The organism is Microbacterium gorillae, assembly GCF_050990725.1.
Lineage (GTDB): Bacteria > Actinomycetota > Actinomycetes > Actinomycetales > Microbacteriaceae > Microbacterium > Microbacterium gorillae_A.
In genome coordinates this window covers 949,976-966,742 of the sequence record NZ_CP158844.1, presented here as the reverse complement: position 1 = coordinate 966,742, position 16,767 = coordinate 949,976, and the positions used below count along the sequence as shown (strand labels likewise).

General features: G+C 68.7%; 18 protein-coding genes and 1 tRNA gene. 8 read left to right on the top strand and 11 right to left on the bottom strand.

What is annotated here, in order from left to right; genetic code table 11:
• Positions 1 to 82 precede the first annotated feature (82 nt).
• Together pgi and ABTV68_RS04210 are read left to right on the top strand one after the other, a co-directional pair.
• Positions 83 to 1,765, top strand: coding sequence for a glucose-6-phosphate isomerase (pgi, locus tag ABTV68_RS04215; protein WP_433676377.1), 1,683 nt, complete (start codon positions 83 to 85; stop codon positions 1,763 to 1,765).
• An 80-nt stretch (positions 1,766 to 1,845) separates the two neighbouring features.
• Positions 1,846 to 2,523 carry a TetR/AcrR family transcriptional regulator gene (locus tag ABTV68_RS04210; protein ID WP_433676376.1) on the top strand — a complete coding sequence of 226 codons (678 nt, stop codon included), beginning with the start codon at positions 1,846 to 1,848 and terminating at the stop codon, positions 2,521 to 2,523.
• Positions 2,524 to 2,545: 22 nt separating this feature from the next.
• Here ABTV68_RS04210 and ABTV68_RS04205 read toward each other — a convergent pair whose 3' ends face one another.
• Entirely contained in the window at positions 2,546 to 3,286 is a 741-nt protein-coding gene (locus ABTV68_RS04205) for an SDR family oxidoreductase (protein WP_433676375.1), read from the bottom strand.
• 63 nt (positions 3,287 to 3,349) lie between these two features.
• The gene (locus tag ABTV68_RS04200; RefSeq protein ID WP_433676374.1) at positions 3,350 to 4,723 is read right to left on the bottom strand and encodes an MFS transporter; all 1,374 of its coding nucleotides are present in this window, start codon (positions 4,721 to 4,723) and stop codon (positions 3,350 to 3,352) included.
• 68 nt (positions 4,724 to 4,791) lie between these two features.
• Between ABTV68_RS04200 and ABTV68_RS04195 the strand changes: the two genes are divergently transcribed.
• Complete coding sequence (locus ABTV68_RS04195; protein WP_433676373.1) at positions 4,792 to 5,442, top strand: TetR/AcrR family transcriptional regulator; 651 nt, start codon at positions 4,792 to 4,794, stop codon at positions 5,440 to 5,442.
• 5 nt (positions 5,443 to 5,447) lie between these two features.
• On the opposite strand, the gene ABTV68_RS04190 is transcribed toward ABTV68_RS04195, so the two are convergent.
• The 5 genes from ABTV68_RS04190 to ABTV68_RS04170 all read right to left on the bottom strand — a co-directional run bounded on the left by ABTV68_RS04190 (position 5,448) and on the right by ABTV68_RS04170 (position 8,275).
• A complete protein-coding gene (locus ABTV68_RS04190) occupies positions 5,448 to 5,885 on the bottom strand; it encodes a hypothetical protein (RefSeq protein ID WP_433676372.1) in 438 nt (145 codons plus the stop codon).
• Complete coding sequence (locus ABTV68_RS04185) at positions 5,876 to 7,045, bottom strand: DUF6973 domain-containing protein (RefSeq protein ID WP_433676371.1); 1,170 nt, start codon at positions 7,043 to 7,045, stop codon at positions 5,876 to 5,878. Before ABTV68_RS04185 ends, ABTV68_RS04190 begins: the two co-directional genes overlap by 10 nt.
• Positions 7,042 to 7,368: a hypothetical protein gene (locus ABTV68_RS04180; protein ID WP_433676370.1), complete on the bottom strand. Its 327-nt coding sequence runs from the start codon at positions 7,366 to 7,368 to the stop codon at positions 7,042 to 7,044. The genes ABTV68_RS04185 and ABTV68_RS04180 overlap by 4 nt, the downstream gene beginning before the upstream one ends.
• Positions 7,369 to 7,477: 109 nt before the next feature.
• Positions 7,478 to 7,550: transfer RNA gene (locus ABTV68_RS04175), tRNA-Arg, on the bottom strand.
• Between the two features lie 116 nt (positions 7,551 to 7,666).
• The gene (locus tag ABTV68_RS04170; RefSeq protein WP_433676369.1) at positions 7,667 to 8,275 is read right to left on the bottom strand and encodes an asparagine synthase; all 609 of its coding nucleotides are present in this window, start codon (positions 8,273 to 8,275) and stop codon (positions 7,667 to 7,669) included.
• A 164-nt stretch (positions 8,276 to 8,439) separates the two neighbouring features.
• Between ABTV68_RS04170 and ABTV68_RS04165 the strand changes: the two genes are divergently transcribed.
• Positions 8,440 to 9,279 (top strand): SDR family NAD(P)-dependent oxidoreductase, encoded by an 840-nt coding sequence (locus tag ABTV68_RS04165; RefSeq protein WP_433676368.1) that lies wholly within the window; start codon positions 8,440 to 8,442, stop codon positions 9,277 to 9,279.
• Position 9,280: 1 nt separating this feature from the next.
• Here ABTV68_RS04165 and ABTV68_RS04160 read toward each other — a convergent pair whose 3' ends face one another.
• Both ABTV68_RS04160 and ABTV68_RS04155 read right to left on the bottom strand, forming a co-directional pair.
• Positions 9,281 to 10,213, bottom strand: coding sequence for a phosphotransferase (locus tag ABTV68_RS04160; RefSeq protein ID WP_433676367.1), 933 nt, complete (start codon positions 10,211 to 10,213; stop codon positions 9,281 to 9,283).
• A gap of 3 nt (positions 10,214 to 10,216) precedes the next feature.
• Positions 10,217 to 10,660, bottom strand: coding sequence for a YdeI/OmpD-associated family protein (locus ABTV68_RS04155; RefSeq protein WP_433676366.1), 444 nt, complete (start codon positions 10,658 to 10,660; stop codon positions 10,217 to 10,219).
• Between the two features lie 65 nt (positions 10,661 to 10,725).
• Here ABTV68_RS04155 and ABTV68_RS04150 point away from each other — a divergent pair, with 65 nt between their 5' ends.
• Complete coding sequence (locus ABTV68_RS04150; protein WP_433676365.1) at positions 10,726 to 11,796, top strand: threonine aldolase family protein; 1,071 nt, start codon at positions 10,726 to 10,728, stop codon at positions 11,794 to 11,796.
• Between the two features lie 106 nt (positions 11,797 to 11,902).
• On the opposite strand, the gene ABTV68_RS04145 is transcribed toward ABTV68_RS04150, so the two are convergent.
• Positions 11,903 to 12,517: an NUDIX hydrolase family protein gene (locus ABTV68_RS04145; RefSeq protein ID WP_433676364.1), complete on the bottom strand. Its 615-nt coding sequence runs from the start codon at positions 12,515 to 12,517 to the stop codon at positions 11,903 to 11,905.
• Positions 12,518 to 12,579: 62 nt separating this feature from the next.
• Here ABTV68_RS04145 and ABTV68_RS04140 point away from each other — a divergent pair, with 62 nt between their 5' ends.
• Positions 12,580 to 13,209: an alpha/beta hydrolase gene (locus tag ABTV68_RS04140; RefSeq protein ID WP_433676363.1), complete on the top strand. Its 630-nt coding sequence runs from the start codon at positions 12,580 to 12,582 to the stop codon at positions 13,207 to 13,209.
• Between the two features lie 293 nt (positions 13,210 to 13,502).
• Entirely contained in the window at positions 13,503 to 15,101 is a 1,599-nt protein-coding gene (locus tag ABTV68_RS04135; RefSeq protein WP_433676362.1) for an ABC-F family ATP-binding cassette domain-containing protein, read from the top strand.
• A 267-nt stretch (positions 15,102 to 15,368) separates the two neighbouring features.
• Here the strand turns inward: ABTV68_RS04135 and ABTV68_RS04130 are convergent, their stop codons facing one another.
• Positions 15,369 to 15,611 carry a hypothetical protein gene (locus tag ABTV68_RS04130; RefSeq protein WP_433676361.1) on the bottom strand — a complete coding sequence of 81 codons (243 nt, stop codon included), beginning with the start codon at positions 15,609 to 15,611 and terminating at the stop codon, positions 15,369 to 15,371.
• A 120-nt stretch (positions 15,612 to 15,731) separates the two neighbouring features.
• Between ABTV68_RS04130 and ABTV68_RS04125 the strand changes: the two genes are divergently transcribed.
• Positions 15,732 to 16,406: an SDR family NAD(P)-dependent oxidoreductase gene (locus ABTV68_RS04125; RefSeq protein ID WP_433676360.1), complete on the top strand. Its 675-nt coding sequence runs from the start codon at positions 15,732 to 15,734 to the stop codon at positions 16,404 to 16,406.
• Positions 16,407 to 16,767 lie beyond the last annotated feature (361 nt).

The following is a 16,767-nucleotide window of genomic DNA, read 5'->3' as shown; positions in this document are numbered from 1 at the left end:
AGTCCAGCGTAATCCCGCAACGCAGGCGGGGCATCTGACACACCACGCCCGGATCGGCGCAGACAGCACTACCGTGGAGGGCGTGACCACTCCCATCGATGCAACCGCAACGTCCGCCTGGGCCGAGCTCTCCGCCGCACGCGACGGATTCGCCCCCGATCTGCGCGCCTGGTTCGCGCAGGATCCGGGACGCGTGGAGCGGCTGAGCTTCGAGCTCGCCGATCTCCACGTCGACCTGTCGAAGAACCTCGTCACCGACGAGATCCTCGCGTCTCTCGTGAAGCTCGCCGAAGAGACGGGAGTCGCCTCCCGTTTCGCCGCGATGCTGGACGGCACGCACATCAACACCACCGAGGACCGCGCCGTCCTGCACACCGCGCTGCGTCGTCCGGCCGGAGCATCCCCCGCGCTGGTGGTCGACGGCCAGGAGGTCGACGCCGACGTGCACGCCGTGCTCGACGCGATGCGGGTGTTCGCCGATCGCGTCCGCTCGGGTGAGTGGACGGGCATCACCGGCAAGAAGGTGACCCACGTCGTCAACATCGGCATCGGCGGCTCCGACCTCGGACCCGTCATGGTCTACGAAGCGCTGCAGCCGTACGCGACCGCGGGCATCCAGGCGCGGTTCGTGTCCAACATCGACCCCACCGACATCGCGCTGAAGACCGCCGACCTCGACCCCGAGACCACGCTGTTCATCGTGGCGTCGAAGACCTTCACCACGCTGGAGACGCTGACCAACGCACGTCTCGCACGCGACTGGCTGTGGGAGAAGCTCGGCGCGGCCGGTGCGATCGACGGCTCCGACGACGCGAAGCAGGACGCCGTGGCGCACCATTTCGTCGCCGTCTCCACCGCGCTGGACAAGGTCGCCGCCTTCGGTATCGACCCCGCCAATGCCTTCGGCTTCTGGGACTGGGTGGGCGGTCGCTACTCGGTGGACTCGGCCATCGGTCTGTCGCTGAACATCGCCCTCGGACCGGATGCCTTCGCCGACCTCCTCGCCGGCTTCCACGCGGTCGACGAGCACGTGCGCACCACGCCGATCGAGAGCAACGTTCCGGTTCTCATGGGTCTGCTCAACGTCTGGTACACCAACTTCCTCGATGCGCAGACGCACGCGGTGCTCCCCTACGCGCAGCTCCTGCACCGCTTCCCGGCCTACCTGCAGCAGCTGACGATGGAGTCCAACGGCAAGTCGGTGCGCTGGGACGGCTCCCCCGTCACCACCGCCACCGGCGAGGTCTTCTGGGGCGAGCCCGGCACCAACGGTCAGCACGCGTTCTACCAGCTGATCCACCAGGGCACCCGACTGATCCCGGCGGACTTCATCGCGGTGGCGAACCCCGGCTACCCGCTGCAGGACGACGGTCGCGACGTGCACGGCCTGTTCCTCGCGAACTTCCTGGCGCAGACCAAGGCTCTCGCCTTCGGAAAGACGGCCGAGGAAGTCGAGGCGGAGGGCACCACTGGCGCTCTCGTCGCCGCCCGCACGTTCGCCGGCAACCGGCCGACCACCTCGATCATCGCTCCCGCTCTCACCCCTGCGGTGCTCGGTCAGCTGATCGCGCTCTATGAGCACATCACGTTCACCGAGGGCACGATCTGGGGCATCAACTCCTTCGACCAGTGGGGCGTGGAGCTCGGCAAGCAGCTGGCGCTGCAGATCGCCCCCGCGATCGAGGGTGACGCCGACGCGATCGCCGCGCAAGACGCCTCGACGCAGGCGCTCCTGGCGTACTACCACGCCCACCGTAACGCCTGACGCCGAAAGCTGGAAAACGCCGCTCGGACGCCGCTCCGGGCGGCGTTTTCCATCTCTGCGCCCGCAGATACCATCGATACGTGGACACGAGATCGCTGATCATCGCGCGCGCTTCTGCGCTGCTCGCCGATTCCGCCGACGGCGACATCTCGACACGCGCCGTCTGCGAAGCCGCCGGCGTGACGCAGCCGGTGCTGTACCGGCTGTTCGGCGACAAGGATGGTCTGCTCGCCGCCGTCGCCGACGCAGCGTGGGACTCGTACCTCGCTGGGAAGCGGCAGTCCGAGGCCTCGGACGATCCCATCGCGGATGTGCGTGCCGGATGGGACGCGCACACCGCGTTCGCGCTTCAGAACCCGCACGCCTATCGGCTGGTGTTCGCATCGCCCCTGGGCTCACGCATCGCTGCAGCCCACGAGGCGATGCGACTCCTCACCGACGTGCTCCAGCGCGTGGCCGCGTCCGGCCGCCTCGTCATGGCCCCGGATGCCGCCGCCCGGATCGTGATGAGCGCGAACAGCGGCGTTGCTCTCACTCTGCTGCTGCGACCGGAGACACTCGGTCACGCGGATGCCTCTGCCGAGGTGCGCGAAGCCGTGCTCCGGGCGATCCTGATCGAGGACGACGTCGACGGCGGCGCTGCTCACCGATCGGCCGCGGCCATCATGCTGAGCGCGGCTCTTGATGAACCGGCGCGGGCGTTCTCCCCCGCCGAATCGGCGCTCATGCGCGAGTGGCTGGACCGTTTCCGAGGCTGACGACGGTCACCGCGAGACGTCGCTACGCGAGCCCACCGTTCGTGAAGATCGTCTGACCGTTGACCCAGCGCGCCGGCCCCGCCAGGAAGGCCACCGTCTCGGCGATGTCCTCCGGCGCGCCGAGTCGCTCCAGCGGGGTCGCGTGCGCGAGGCTCTCGATCGTCTCCGCCGACTTCCCGTCAAGAAAGAGCGGTGTCGCCGTCGGTCCCGGTGCCACCGTGTTGACCGTGATGTCGCGACCGCGCAGCTCCCGCGCGAGGATGAGCGTCAGGCCTTCCACGGCCGCCTTGGTAGCGACGTAGGGACCGTAGGTCGGGAACTGCGTGCGGGTGACGCTGGTGGAGAAGGCGATGATGGCTCCGCCACGGCGCACCCGGCGAGCGGCCTGCTGCGCCACGACGAATGTGCCGCGGAGGTTCGTGCGCACGATGCGATCGAAGTCGTCGAGGGAGAAGTCCGCGATGGGTCCGAGCTGCATGATGCCCGCGGTGTTCACCACGACGTCCACACTTCCGAACTCGGCCTCGACCGCGTCGAACGCCGTCTGCATCGCCTGCTCGTCGGCGATGTCGCCACCGACGGCAATCGCCTGACCACCGCTGCCGCGGATCTCTGCGACGACGGCGTCAGCCCGCGATTGATTCCCGGCGTAGTGCACCGCGACGGCGAACCCGTCGGCCGCGAGACGTAGCGCGATCGCGCGGCCGATGCCTCCCGACCCTCCGGTGACCAGTGCGATGCGTTCCGCTGACTCGACGTTCATGCTCTCTCCTTGATACGCGATGGATGTATCGATGATACTCACGTCACGTATCAGCGATAAGCGCTAGTCGCGACGAATGAGGGCACACAGCAGAGCGGCGAGAACACTCGCACCGGCGGCGACCAGGAAGAGCACCCGGAAGCTCCCCGCGTCCACCGTCGAGGCGGCGAGGATCGTCCCCGTCACCGGGATGCCGACGGCGGAGCCGATGGTGCGGAGCACGCCATTGAGCCCGGCGGCAGCAGCAACCTCCGCGCGCGGCGCCATGCGGGTCACGAGATCGGATGCCACCGCGAAGCCGATGCCATTGCCGAGCCCCACCACCGCGAACCCGACCACGACGGCGAAGAGCGAGCCCGGCGCCACAGCCGACAGGGTGCTGCCAGCGAGCATGGCGACCAGGGCGAGGGTGATCACCACGCCGCCGCGCAGGCGAGCCAGGAGCACGGGAGCCAGTCGCCCACCCACGAAGACGAGCACCGCACTCGGCAGCATCGCGATCCCGGCCACGGTGACCGACATGCCGTGCCCGATTCCGGCCGTCGATTCCAGCAGGATCGGAAGCCCGACGTAGAACAGGTAGGGCACAAAGCCGAGGAACATCGTCACGGCGTTGACGAGCGCGAGCCGAACGTTCCGCAGCGAGCGCACGTCGACGATGGGGACAGCCGCGCGTCGCTCCAGGATCACGAGGAGGGTGAAGCTGATCACTGCGACGGCCAGCAGACCCAGCACGGCAGGCGACCCCCATCCCCAGCCGGCACCCTGAGAGATCGCGAGCAACAGTGCGGCGAGACCGACGGCAAGCAGCACCGCGCCGGCGAGATCCAGGCGCCCCTCACCGCGACCGCGGCGGGTCCGAGGCACCCAGCAGACGACCGCGATCAGGCTCAGCAGCGCCACGAGGGCACCGAATCCGAACAGCCCACGCCAGCCGACCGCATCCGTGAGGACACCCCCGATCACCAGCGCGGATCCCGCCCCGAGCCCGAGCATTCCACTCAGCCACCCGATGGCGGCGCCCTGTCGCTGCGCCGGGAGATGCGACCGCACGAGGGCCAGCGACAGCGGGAATGTGGCCGTAGCCGCGCCCTGCAGGACGCGGGCCACGAGCAGCACCGTCAGGCTGGGGGCGAACAGCGCGAGCAGGCTTCCCGCAGCGAACAGGCCGAGTGCCACGAGCAACAGCAGCCGATGCCCGCGAAGGTCGCCGAGCGCACCCAGGATGGGTGCGGCGACCGCCCCTGCCAACAGGTAGATGGTGAGTACCCATCCGGCTATCGCAGGCTCCACATCGAATGAGCGAGCCAGCTCCGGCAATGCCGGAACCAGCAGCGTCTGCATCAGCGAGAAGCCGAGGACCGAGACCGCGAGCGCCAGGACCATCGGGCGCCGCACCTCCTCGGCCTGTTCGATCGTGCGGACGGGAGCGGTCATCAGTTCTCTTTAATCGGAACGGAATGCTTCGTTCCGATTAAACACCATCCGGTCGGTATCGTGTCCGCATGACGTTCGATTCACCCCGCGCGACACCGCTGCGCGGTCGCGCGGCCGAGGCGCGCACCAATGACGACGCCGTCCTGACGGCGGCACGCGAGGTGTTCGCCGAGCGCGGCTTCGATGCACCGATGTCGGCCATCGCCGAGCGTGCGGGAGTCGGCGTGGCCAGCATCTACCGCCGCTACCCCAGCAAAGACGCACTCACGCTGGATCTTCGATTGCGCGCGCTGCGCCAGGTCACGGAGATCGCCCGCGAGGCGATGTCCTCGCCCGATCCGTCCGTCGTGCGGGCCTTCCTCGAGCGACACCTGCGCGAAGCAGCGAGCCCCCTCGCCACCACCTTCGGCAGACATGTGCTCCGCGATCCTGAGGTCGATAGCGCCGCCGAAGAGCTCCGAGCGACGCTCGAGGAGCTGATCGAGCGCGACCGCGAACGGGGATTCGTCCCCGCGGACTTCAGCCCCGGCGAGCTGATGATCGCCATCACCCACCTCCGCCCGAGAATCCCCACGGATCGAGAGCGCGCCATCCAGCTGCACCTGCGCCAGCTCGACCACTACCTCCTGGGCCTGCAGCACAGCGTGGAGCACCCGGAGTCGGTGCGTGGCGAGACGATGACGTGGGCGGAGTGGGTGTCTTTCAACAGCGCCGACTGAGCGGGTCAGCCGCGCAGACGCACGGCTGCTCCCACCACCTCGAGCTCCCCGGGGTACGGGTAGGGCTGCCAGGTATGCGCCGAGTCGAACGCGAGCGGCGCGCCCGTGGTCTGGACCTTCGCCACGACATGGCCCTCGTGGCGGAACACCAGGGTGGTGTTGAGAAGGTGATCGCCCGAGATCAGTCCACCGGAGAGCTCGATCCCCGTGCGCTCGGTGATCTCTCCCACGGGCGTGCTCTCGGGAAAGAGGTACACCTCGTCCCAGTCGAAGGTTGTCATGCTGGCGAGCGTCGTCGCATTCTCATCCCCGTCGGAGAGCGCGACGATGCCTTCGACGACAGCGTCGCCCGGATCTGCCGGCGCACACGCGACGAGGACGGCGGCGGCCGCGAGCGCGAGGCCAGCGAGCACCGCGGCCCGTCGACCAACCCTCATCCCCATGAGCTGTCTCCCGCGTCATCACGGAGCTCGTCGAGCTCCTCGTTGCCGGGGAGGGGGCCACCACCGTTCCCGGCGTCACCCGGTGAACCCACCGGGCGCTGGTCGGACCAGCGCAGATTTCCGTCCTCATCGATCACGATAAGGCGCCCGTCTTCCACCGCCTCTGACACGAGGTCGGCGAGTTCGTCAGGGGATGCGTCCGGATGGGCGACCGCGATACTTCGCCCCACCTCGTTGTTGTAAAGATCCATCGCCTCTCGCGCGGAGTAGATGTTGTCCGGCGATCCCTCGTGTGCGGTCGCGAACTCCGCAGCCCAATCCTCGCCCATCAGGTCGGCCATGCGCGCATTCCAGTACGCGTGCCGGAACGCATCGTTATGGTCGTCGTTCCGATCGTCGGTCACGTAACGCGAATCCGCCTCGGTGAACGCCTCGTTCTGGATGTCATTGAGCTGGAAGAGCCAATAGAGTCCCAGGCGATCCAGCATGTCCGCTTCGGTCTGAGTCATCGTCCTCGGCTCAGTGGCCAGACTCAACGGCCACGCGGGCCACTCGGTCATGCCGTCCGGGTCATCGGACACCTGATAGTCCGAGAGAATGTCGTCCAGGGACGGACGATCATCATGCTGGGCAGCCAGTCGCACGGAGACCTGAGCCATCGTGCCCGTCAGGTCTCGCAGCTGCTCGGTCAGAGGATCGATGGCTCGGCGGAACTCATCGAGCGCAGCCTGCGCGGCGGTCTCGCACTGCTGGAACAGCCAACGGGCGTACGCTCGAACGTCGAGCGGATCCGTCAGCACTCCGTATCCGATGACATTCACCGCGGCCCCGCGGGCGATGGCGGCGATCAGATCGTGTGGGATGTCGCGTGAAGGCAGCGCGGCAAAGCGCTGTGCCGCGAGATCGATCGCGTCGTTGGCGTTCTCGACGATCCGAATGCTTCGTGCGATCGCTCGCTGAACGTCCTCCGCTCCCTGCCTGTTTCTCGCGAAGGCGACACGAGCGGCATCCGCCGCACCGCCCTCCCACCCGCTCGTGGAGCGCGCCTCATGCCATCGCTCTGCCGCTCCGGCGAACACTTCCTCCAGCACACCCGCCCGGTGCGGGTAGTCATATCTCGGAGCACTCGCCAGAAGCTCGAGTTGTCGTTGTGCGGTCATCCCCGCACGACCAGATCCGCAGCGAGCGCCAGGCCCCCACTCAGTGCGGCGATGCGCTCCTCGGCGACCTCACCGCAGGCACGGAAGTCGCTGAGTGTGGCTTCGATGTTGTCGGCCGCGCCAGTGAGCAGATTCCCCTCGAGCTCGTCTCGCCGAAGGCAGGCGCTGATCCATGCCCTCAGGGCTGCATCGAATCCGGCTGTCGCGGGAACCCCGCCACCCGCCTCGTCAGACAGCGCAGACCGCCGACCGCACCGGGCGGCGGTTGTGCGCAGCGTGCGAGCCGTCGAGGCGAGCTCTTCCCCGTTCACTGCGATCCTCACACGGCGAATGCTACGCGGATTCGTTGAGTTGGCTCCCGAACCATCCACGGCGGAAATGACGAAAGCCCCGGTTCGCACCGGGGCTTTCGTCTACTGTCTCAACACAGTGTGCGCCCGAAGGGACTCGAACCCCTAACCTTCTGATCCGTAGTCAGATGCTCTATCCATTGAGCTACGGGCGCATTTTCGGCTTCTGCACTTTCGCGCGGCGGCCGTAGATCAGCCTAACGCACTCGGTCGCGGAGCGCGAATCGGCAGGGTTCGCCCGGGCGCGTCGAGCGGCCGTTCTCCGTGCCGATCAGGACTTCCCCTGCGACGCCTTGCGTTCGGCTTTCTCCGCTTTCTTGCGGGCGCGCACCTGAGACTCGAGGGCTTGCAGGTCGACCAGTCGCAACGCCTGCATCCGTGCATCGCGCATCTTGGCGTAGTCGGGGTCAGCATCCGGGCGCATGCTCTCGGCACGCAGCCGTCGATCCAGGTTGGACGACACATCACCCCAGGCCGCCTCGCGCGCTTCCTCCACCAGCTCGCGAACCTGATCGTCGTCGGCCGCAAGTTGGCGCAGGCGCACGGCGACGCCCGCGGACTGCTTGCGACGGCGACGCAGGTTCTTCACGTCGCGATCACGGTAGTCGTGGGTGCCGTCGGACTGCGAGTACTTGCCCCAGGCCTTGCGCCCCTGACGCTTGAGCCGATTCGCGGCGTCTTCGGACTCATCGGCCAGGTCGCTCAGGATCTCGCGCGCGGCTTCCATGAAGCGGTCGGTCTCGAAGGCCGCATCGCCCGCGATCGTGTCCACCAGGATCTGGTTCTTCAACGACAGCCGACCGGCCGCCAGCGCAATGGACATGCCCTCGGCGATCGCTTCATTGAGCTTCGCTCCCACCGGGCCTCCCCTGCCGTCCATGTATCTGCGCCGTCGCAGCCCGGAGCCGCGCGACACCGGTCCTCTCAGCGTAGCCGCCCCCGTCCGACACGCCCGCTTTCGATGCACCGGGTCCGGTGCGCTGGAGAGACCGCACGGCAGAATCGAGAGGTCCGGCATCGGCGCGCGGACGGACGGAGGTCAGCATGGCGAAACTCGACGTGGCCGGGAACGTGACGGTCATCACGGGAGCAGCGAGCGGCATGGGCGCACAGGTGGCGCGCGGGCTCGCGGCGCGCGGTGCCCGGCTCGCCCTCCTTGATCGTGACGCCGACGGCCTGACCCGTCTCGCCGCGGACCTGCCGACAGACATGGTCACCACCCACACGGTGGATCTCATTGACGATGACGCGGTCGCAGAGGCCGCCGCTGAGATCGAACGCGCGCACGGTGCCGTGCAGTCGCTCATCACCTGTGCCGGATCGTCGATGCTGGGAAATCTCGACCAGCTCACGATGGCCGAAATGCGCTGGCTCATGGATGTCAATCTCTGGGGCACCGTCTCGATCACGAAGGCGCTGTTGCCGGCGCTGCGCCGATCCCCTGCAGCGCACATCACGCACCTCGCCTCGATCTACGCGCTCGGCGCTCCCGCCGGTCGCATCCCGTACGCGATGAGCAAGTACGCCGTGCGCGGCTTCTCCGAGGCGCTGCGACACGAGCTGGAAGGCTCCACGATCACCGTGGGCGCGATCTATCCCGCCGGCGTGAAGACGGGCATCATCCTGCACGGCCGCTACGCCGCCGCGATCGATCCCGCCATCGCCGCGCGTGCGGCCGAGGCCCAGGCGCACATGTACGAGACCGAGCCCGAAGAGGCAGCAGAGATCATCATCCGCGCCACGATCGAGCGGCGAGCGCGGACGATGATCGGACGCAAGGCGTACCTGGTGGACTGGATCACCCGCGCGATGCCCGTGCGCTATTGGAACTTCATGCGCGGCCCCCTGCGCGAGGCGACCGACACCACCACTCCGATCGCCTGACTCACAGGTCCGATGCGGCCAGGCGAGCGAGCGTGGATCGCCCCAGTGCCGCCATCACGGGGTTGCTCGTCTCGTAGTACCAGACCAGTCCGATCGCCTGCACGAGCGCCCATCCGGCACCGCGCGTCCACTCCTCCGCGGATGATTCGAGCCCGAGCCGCACCCGCTCCCGCATCGGGGCATCGAACAGGTGCCAGGCGATGACAAGATCCAGCGCCGGGTCGGCGGCCGACGCATCGCCGGTATCCAGGAGCCCCACCAGCCGCCCGTCGCGCACGAGCACGTTGCCCGGCACCAGGTCGGTGTGGCTGAGACTTCGACCGGCCGGTGCCGGAAGCTCGCGCAGCCGAGTCCACAGCTCGTCGATCCGTGCGGTGTCGATCACCCCGACGCTACGCCGCAGACATTCCTGCACCCAGTCGTCGAAGGGGGCGAGCTCGTCGCCGCGGCCGTACCCCCGAAACGCCTCGCCAACCACATCCACCTCCCGCAGGGTCGCGAGCAGATCGATGAGGTCGTCCGCGAGGTCCCGCGAGGCGGCGAACGCACGCGGATCGACCACATCGCCATCCACCCAGCTCTGCGCCGTCCAAGCCAGCGGGTACCCCGCACCCGCCTCGCCGATCAGCAGCGGTTCCGGGGCCGCCACCGGGCAGACGCGCAGGAAGCGGGCGGAACGATGTGACTCGCGCTCGAGCGCCGTACGGTGCGCGACCGGCTCGTCCGGCTGCAGCGCGAAGCGTGCAGCCACGGAGCGTCCCACGCGGAAGATCGCGTTCACCGTGCCCTGCGAGCGGATCGCGGCGACGGGCCGACCCGCCCACTCCGGTCGCGCTGCCGCCACAAGCCGCTCGACCTGATCGGGCTCGATGGACAGCTGATCCGCGTGCATCAGCGGGAGGTCTGCCGGTGTGCTTCGATCGCCATCCGACATGCGTCAGCCGCTGAGTTTCGTGACGACGGCCTCGATGCGCCGCTGCCGGGTCTCGGGCTTCTTCGCGTCGACGACCGCGCGGACGTGCTCCTTGCGGTGGGAGAACGCCAGCGCGTCGAAAGCCGGACGCACTCCCGCGGCATCGAGAGCGCCCGCGAGATCGTCGGGGATCTCGACAGAACGCTCCTCGGCGTCGTGAGTGAGCGTGACGGTGATGGCATCCCCCGCGCCCAGCCCCGTCTCCGCGCGCTTATCGGAGGAGAGCGGGATCAGCAGCTGACCGCGCATCGACGCGATCGTGGAGCGGTACTCGAAGCCGTTGACGTTCACGATCACCGGCACGCGCTTGCCGACGCCCCACTCCTCGAGGAGCTCTTCGGGCACGCGGATCCCGGTGTTGCGACCATCCGCGGAGTACAGCTCGGTCGTGAAGGTCATCGTCGTCATGACGGGAGCATACGACCCTGTGCCGCCGACCGCTCGTAAGCGAGGCGAGGTTCTAGGCTGGAGGAGTGACCACGATCCACGACGTCAACCTCCGCGGCTTCGCCTCCGACAACTACTCCGGCATCCACCCCGAGGTGCTGAGCGCGATCTCGGCTGCCAACGACGGCCATCAGGTGGCCTACGGCGAAGACGTGTACAGCGCCCGCCTGGCCGAGGTGTTCCGCGGTCACTTTGGTGACGGCGTGGAGACCTTCCCGGTGTTCAACGGCACCGGCGCGAACGTGGTGGGGCTGCAGTCGATGCTCCCTCGCTGGGGCGCGGTCGTGTGCGCACAGAGTGCTCACATCAACGTGGACGAGGGCGGCGCGCCCGAGAAGGTCGGCGGCATCAAGCTGTGGACTGTGCCCACGGACGATGGCAAGCTCACGCCGGAGCTGATCGACATCGAGGCACGCGGATGGGGCGACGAGCACCGCGCCCAGCCGCTGGTGGTCTCCCTCACGCAGTCCACCGAACTCGGCACGCTGTACACGGTGGAGGAGATCCGCGCCATCGCCGATCACGTCCACTCGCTCGGCATGCACCTGCACATGGACGGCTCGCGCATCGCGAACGCCGCCGCAGCGCTGGACCTGCCGCTGCGCGCCTTCACGCGTGACGCCGGCGTGGACGTGCTGAGCGTGGGCGGGACGAAGAACGGAGCGATGGTCGCCGAGGCGATCGTCGTCCTGAACCCCGAGGCCTCGCAGGGCCTCACCTACCTCCGCAAGACGAACATGCAGCTCGCATCGAAGATGCGCTTCGTCTCCGCACAGCTCATCGCGCTCTACGAGGGCGACCTGTTCCTCCGCAACGCCCGCCATTCGAACGCCATGGCGGCACGACTGCGCACGGCGATCGACGCGCGGATCGCCGCGGGCGAGATCACCGGTGTCGAGTTCACGCAGCCGACGCAGGCCAACGGGCTGTTCCTGACGCTGCCGGCCGGCGTTGCCGATCGCCTCCGCGAGACGTTCCGCTTCTACGACTGGGACGAGGCGCGTCGCGAAGTTCGCTGGGTGTGCAGCTTCGACACGGCGGAGTCCGATGTGGACTCGCTCGTCGAGCTGCTCGCCGCGGAGACCGCCGCGCGCTGACCCGCCCGCGGCGTCGATTCGCGGACGCTTCGGCGCAAGACGACTGTTGTGCATGACGCCGGACGGATCACCGTCGTCGCGTGATCGGACGACGTCGCGCGGATCGTCAGCGCAGGGCGCCGACCGAGGCGAGGGCCTGGCGAACGAGAGTTCCGCGACCGCCCTCCATCTCGGCCGACAACTCCGCGCTCTGGGCCTCTTCCGGCGTGAGCCAGGTGACCTCCAGCGCGTCCTGACGCGGCTCGCAGGTGCCCGTCACCGGCACGACGAAGGCCAATGACACAGCATGCTGACGGTCGTCGTGAAAGGCGCTCACCCCGGGAATCGGGAAGTACTCGGCCACGGTGAACGGCGTCGGCTGCGGCGGAAGCATCGGGAACGCCATCGGCCCCAGGTCGTTCTCGAGATGGCGGAACAGCGCATCGCGGACCGTCTCGCCGTACCGCACCCGGCCCGAGACGATCGTGCGGGTGATCTCGCCCATCGGGGTCGCACGCAGCAGGATCCCGACGTCGGTGACCGCGCCCGTCCCGTCCGTCCGCACCGGCACAGCCTCGACGTAGAGAATCGGCAGGTGCCGCCGCGCTTCCAGCAGTTCGACGTCGCTCAGCCACCCCGGGTTCGCCCCCGGCACCCGCAGCTCGTGGCCGATGCCGGTGAGGCCCTCGAGGGGATCGCGGCCGTCGTCGGCGGGATCGGGGTCAGGCGTGCGTACGGTCATGCTTCCTGTATACCCGACGCCCCGGTCGCGCAGGTGTCCGAGGCCTCTGCGAGGATGAGCGCATGAGTGAGGAACTGACGCTCGACGACGCGGCGGTGCGGTGGTCGAGGCCGCCTGCGGAAGCGCCGGTGACGGTGCTGCTGCACGGGTACGGGTCGGATGAGAACGACCTGTTCGGACTGGTGCCGTACCTCGTCGAGGACGCCGTGTATGCCGCCGTGCGTGCCCCGCTGGTGCCGCGTTGGCCGATGTCCGGACACTCCTGGTACGACATCGATGAGCCGGGAACGCGGGATGCTGCAGGCATCACACGGGCGGCGCACGCACTCCTGTCGTGGCTCGACGCGCGGAACCTGGATCGGGTCGGGCTGATCGGGTTCTCCCAGGGTGGAGCCGTGGCGCTGCAGACGATGCGCGTCGCGCCCGAACGCGTGCGTTTCGCGGTCAATCTCTCCGGCTACGCCGCGGCCGAAGAGCGCGACGAGGACGCCCGACTCTCTGACCTGCGCGTACCCGTGTTCTGGGGTCGCGGCAGCATGGATGAGGTCATCCCGCGCGCCGCGATCGACTTCACCGCCGGTTGGCTGCCCGCGCACAGCGCACTGACCGGGCGCGTGTACCCGGGGCTCGGTCACGCCGTCAGTGGCGAGGAACTGGATGATCTGCGCCATTTCCTCGCCAAACACGCGTAGATTCCGACACGCCCGGGATGCGAATTCTGCGCACGTCCGGTATGGTGGACGACGTCCTGTCCCCGACGTGAGGATCCAGCGGTGATTGTTTCCGACGCTTCCGCGCTGTAAGCGCGCTGAACGTCGACCACCCGCTCCTCTTTCCGGAGACGCCGTCCTTTCGCGGCTTGTCGGCCGACGTTCAGCGCAACCCTCGCGCTGAACGTCGCACCCGCGCCCGCCCTCGCTCTGCCGACGGTGTTCACGCCGGGTCCCCCGTGTCAGCGCTTCCGACTGACCGGGAGGTCCCTCTCATGCCATTGACTCCATCCGTCGTCCTGGACGACCTTTCCTATGCCTGGCCGGACGGCACCATCGCGCTCGCCCACGTCTCCGGTGCGTTCTCCACCGCCCGCACGGGCCTCGTCGGTCGCAACGGCTCCGGCAAATCCACACTGCTGAAGCTCATCGTCGGCGATCTCACACCCACGAGCGGCCGGGTCGAGGCGCGCGGCACCGTGGCGACGCTTGACCAACGCCTCACCCGCGAGGTGGGTCGCCCCGTCGCCGAGCTGCTCGGGATCGCCGACACGCTTGCCGCGGTGCGCGCGGTGGAGTCCGGTGATGTCGCGCCCGAGCACTTCGACACGATCGGAACGGACTGGGACATCGAGGCGCGCGCGGTCACAGCGCTCGCCGATGCGGGACTTCCCGCCGACGCCCTGGACCGCACCGTCGGCACCCTGTCGGGTGGTCAGTCGATGCTCGCCGCGATCTCCGGATTGCGGCTGCGTCGCCCCGACATCACGCTGCTCGACGAGCCCACCAACAACCTCGACCGCGAGGCGCGGGCACGGCTGGGTGCGCTCGTGGCGACCTGGCCGGGCACCCTCATCGTGGTGAGCCATGACATCGAACTGCTCGACCTCATGGACGACACCGCCGAACTGTACGACGGCGAGCTGTCGGTCTTCGGCGGTCCGTACTCGGAGTGGCGCACGTGGCTGGACACCGAGCAGGAGGCTGCGAAGGCTGCCGAGCGCACAGCGGCGAACGTGGTACGTCGCGAGAAGCGAGAGCGCATCGAGGCGGACCTGAAGCTCGCCACCCGGTCGAAGATGGCCAAGAAGGCCGAACGCGAGAAGCGCGTACCGAAGATCGTGGCACACGGGCGCCGCATGGCCGCTCAGGTTTCGGCGGGGAATCTGCGCACCGAGATGCGAGAGAAGGAGGACACCGCGCGGGCTGCGCACGACGCGGCGGAGCGTCGCATTCGTGACGACGACACGATTCGCATCGATCTGCCCGATCCCGATGTCGCGGCCGGTCGCCGCATCGCGACCCTGACCGACGGCGAGCGCGAGTGGATCCTGCAGGGTCCCGAGCGCACCGCACTGGTGGGTGCCAACGGCGTCGGCAAGACCACGCTGTTGCGCTCTCTCGTCACCGGGGAACCGGCGCACTGGCTGCCGGATCTGCGGGCCGAAGCGCACACGGATCGGATCGGTCTGCTGTCACAGCGTCTGGACGGGCTGGATGACTCTCGCTCTGCCACGCAGAACGTCGGGGCGGCCGCACCGCACGTGCCCGATCGCGAGCTGCGCAACCGCCTCGCCCGCTTCCTGATCCGGGGCGCTGCCGCAGAACGTCCGGTCGGAACGCTGTCGGGTGGGGAGCGCTTCCGCGTGGCCCTCGCCCAACTGCTGCTGGCCGAGCCCCCGGCGCAGCTTCTGGTGCTGGACGAGCCGACAAACAACCTCGACATCGACACCGTGGAGCAGTTCGTCACCGCGCTCTCGGGATATCGCGGCGCGATTCTGGTGACCAGTCATGACCAGGCGTTCCTGGACGGGCTGGGCATCGACCGCACCCTCCGCATCGATGACGCCGGCCGCCTCGACGAACTCACCTGACCCCTCGCCGAACCCATCACCCGTGAGACTTCCGTCTGTGGGCGACAACCCGCGCAACGCGGCGATTCTCGCCCACACACGGAATTCTCGCGGGTGATGGGGTGCCGTGGGAGGCGTGACGGGGTCCGACGGCCGCGGGAGCCGACGGCGGCGGGAGCCGACGGCGGCGGGAGCACGACGGTTCGCGGAACCACGACCAGCCGCGGGAGCGGGCGCGCGACCGTGCGACGGCTCGCGATCGACCGCTTGACGCGCCCGGGACCGGCGTCAGTCGTTGGCGAGGTAGTTGCGGCGGATCCGCGAGATCACGAAGTCGGCGAGCAGCGCCACCGCGATCGCGACCGGGATGCCGACGACGGCTGCGATCGGCTCCCGCGGAAGTGTGAGCGCCACCAGCCAGCCGGCGAGCATGCCGATCAGCAGCGACATCATCACCTCGGCGGTGCGGACCGGTGCGCTCGATCGAGCGGGACGGGCGCGACGACCGGCAGGTTCCTTCGTGATGTTCATGCCTCAACGCTAGAAAACCCACAACCTCGGCACATCGCCCGAGAGACGGACTTCGGGCGTACATCTTCCGATGTACGCCGCCCCTGAGAACCCCTGACCAACCTCTGACTTGGAGACGACATGACCCACTCACCCCTCGCCCTCATCACCGGTGCCGCTCGCGCCAACAGCATCGCCGCGGGCATCGTGCCGCGCCTGCGCGCCGACGGCTGGCGCGTGGTCACCAGCGACCTGCGCGACGCAGATCATCCCTGCGATCTCGCGGACCCGGCGGGGCCGGACGCGCTCATCGCCGAGGTGTCGGCGACGCACGGCCCGATCACCGCTCTGGTCCTCTCACACGCGCACGATGTGGAGAGCGGGCTGCTGGACACCACCGCGGAGAGCTTTGACCGACATGTCGCGATCAACGCGCGCGCCTCGCTCTTGCTGATCGCGGCGTTTGCGCGGCAGGCACCGGCAGAGGGCGGCGCGATCCTCGCGCTCACCAGTGACCACACCACGGGAAATCTGCCGTACGGGGCGTCGAAGGGAGCGCTCGATCGGCTCGTCCGTTCCGCCGCGCGCGAGCTCGGTCCGCGCGGGATCTCCGCGAACGTGCTGAACCCCGGCCCGATTGACACCGGCTGGATGGACGATCCGACTCGCGAAGCGCTGGCCGCGGAGACCCCGATGGGTCGGCTCGGCACGCCGCGCGACATCGCCGCCGTCGTCTCGTTCCTGCTGTCGCCCGAGGGTCGGTGGGTGTCGGGCCAGCGGCTGTTCGCCGACGGCGCCTTCTCCTTCCGGCACTGAACCGGCGCCGAGCACGCGGCACGGATCGTTTCCCGGCCCGATCACGCCGGCACCCGATCGCCCACTGCAGCCGCTGCCGCGCCGCCACCGTGCCGCTCCCGTAGTCGCTGCGGTGCCCTACCGCGTCCGTTCCCCGTGGCTGCTCCCGTGGCCGCTCACGTGGCGCACCGCCACCGTGCCGCTCCCGTCGCCGCTCCCCCCCCACGACTATCGTGCCGCTCCCGTAGTCGCTGCGGTGCCGCTACCGTGGCCGCTGCTGTGGCCGCTGCGAATCAGTGACCCGGGATCCGTGCACCAAACACATACCCCGCGAGAATTCCAAATGTGGGCGAGGATCGGCGCAACGCACCGATTCTCGCCC

What these genes read in the sequence shown, in the direction of transcription:
- ABTV68_RS04170 (WP_433676369.1), bottom strand. Translation starts at nt 8,275, where the DNA reads ATGGACGGCAGGGGAGGCCCGGTGGGAGCGAAGCTCAATGAAGCGATC.
- ABTV68_RS04190 (WP_433676372.1), bottom strand. Translation starts at nt 5,885, where the DNA reads ATGGGGATGAGGGTTGGTCGACGGGCCGCGGTGCTCGCTGGCCTCGCG.
- ABTV68_RS04135 (WP_433676362.1), top strand. Translation starts at nt 13,503, where the DNA reads ATGCCATTGACTCCATCCGTCGTCCTGGACGACCTTTCCTATGCCTGG.
- ABTV68_RS04140 (WP_433676363.1), top strand. Translation starts at nt 12,580, where the DNA reads ATGAGTGAGGAACTGACGCTCGACGACGCGGCGGTGCGGTGGTCGAGG.
- ABTV68_RS04130 (WP_433676361.1), bottom strand. Translation starts at nt 15,611, where the DNA reads ATGAACATCACGAAGGAACCTGCCGGTCGTCGCGCCCGTCCCGCTCGA.
- ABTV68_RS04185 (WP_433676371.1), bottom strand. Translation starts at nt 7,045, where the DNA reads ATGACCGCACAACGACAACTCGAGCTTCTGGCGAGTGCTCCGAGATAT.
- ABTV68_RS04125 (WP_433676360.1), top strand. Translation starts at nt 15,732, where the DNA reads ATGACCCACTCACCCCTCGCCCTCATCACCGGTGCCGCTCGCGCCAAC.
- ABTV68_RS04145 (WP_433676364.1), bottom strand. Translation starts at nt 12,517, where the DNA reads ATGACCGTACGCACGCCTGACCCCGATCCCGCCGACGACGGCCGCGAT.
- ABTV68_RS04200 (WP_433676374.1), bottom strand. Translation starts at nt 4,723, where the DNA reads ATGACCGCTCCCGTCCGCACGATCGAACAGGCCGAGGAGGTGCGGCGC.
- ABTV68_RS04205 (WP_433676375.1), bottom strand. Translation starts at nt 3,286, where the DNA reads ATGAACGTCGAGTCAGCGGAACGCATCGCACTGGTCACCGGAGGGTCG.
- ABTV68_RS04165 (WP_433676368.1), top strand. Translation starts at nt 8,440, where the DNA reads ATGGCGAAACTCGACGTGGCCGGGAACGTGACGGTCATCACGGGAGCA.
- ABTV68_RS04195 (WP_433676373.1), top strand. Translation starts at nt 4,792, where the DNA reads ATGACGTTCGATTCACCCCGCGCGACACCGCTGCGCGGTCGCGCGGCC.
- ABTV68_RS04155 (WP_433676366.1), bottom strand. Translation starts at nt 10,660, where the DNA reads ATGACGACGATGACCTTCACGACCGAGCTGTACTCCGCGGATGGTCGC.
- ABTV68_RS04160 (WP_433676367.1), bottom strand. Translation starts at nt 10,213, where the DNA reads ATGTCGGATGGCGATCGAAGCACACCGGCAGACCTCCCGCTGATGCAC.